Annotated in this window: 1 protein-coding gene; it reads left to right on the top strand. The window is 51.3% G+C overall.

The window, feature by feature from the left end:
* Positions 1 to 1,053: elongation factor Tu (gene tuf / locus AC0LWE_RS22310; protein WP_446028862.1), on the top strand; the 1,053-nt coding region annotated here is incomplete at its 5' end.
* Positions 1,054 to 1,068: the final 15 nt, after the last annotated feature.

Here is a 1,068-nt window from a genome sequence, read left to right as displayed (position 1 = left end):
CGTGCATTCGACCAGATCGATAACGCACCAGAAGAAAAAGCTCGTGGTATCACCATCAACACTTCCCACGTTGAATATGACACCCCGACTCGCCACTACGCACACGTAGACTGCCCGGGCCACGCCGACTATGTTAAAAACATGATCACCGGTGCTGCTCAGATGGATGGCGCGATCCTGGTTGTTGCTGCAACTGATGGCCCTATGCCACAGACGCGTGAGCACATCCTGCTGGGTCGTCAGGTAGGCGTTCCTTACATCATCGTGTTCCTGAACAAATGCGACATGGTTGATGACGAAGAGCTGCTGGAACTGGTAGAAATGGAAGTTCGTGAACTTCTGTCTCAGTACGATTTCCCGGGTGATGACACGCCAATCATCCGTGGTTCTGCTCTGAAAGCGCTGGAAGGCGAAGCAGAGTGGGAAGCTAAAATCGTTGAGCTGGCTGGCTACCTGGATTCTTACATCCCGGAACCAGAACGTGCTATCGACAAGCCATTCCTGCTGCCAATCGAAGACGTATTCTCTATCTCCGGCCGTGGTACTGTTGTAACCGGTCGTGTAGAGCGCGGTATCGTTAAAGTTGGCGAAGAAGTTGAAATCGTTGGTATCAAAGAGACTGCTAAGTCTACCTGTACTGGCGTTGAAATGTTCCGCAAACTGCTGGACGAAGGCCGTGCTGGTGAGAACGTTGGTGTTCTGCTGCGTGGTATCAAACGTGAAGAAATCGAACGTGGTCAGGTACTGGCTAAGCCAGGCTCAATCAAGCCGCACACCAAATTCGAATCTGAAGTTTATATTCTGTCCAAAGATGAAGGCGGCCGTCATACTCCGTTCTTCAAAGGCTACCGTCCACAGTTCTACTTCCGTACAACTGATGTGACCGGCACCATCGAACTGCCAGAAGGCGTAGAGATGGTAATGCCAGGCGACAACATTCAGATGGTTGTTACCCTGATCCACCCAATCGCGATGGATGACGGTCTGCGTTTCGCAATCCGTGAAGGCGGCCGTACTGTAGGCGCTGGCGTTGTAGCTAAAGTTATCAGCTAATCGCTGATAACATTT

The sequence above is a fragment of the Lelliottia sp. RD5 genome (assembly GCF_056032945.1).
The sequence above is the reverse complement of the archived record's forward strand: the minus strand, read 5'-3'. Positions and strand labels throughout refer to the sequence as shown.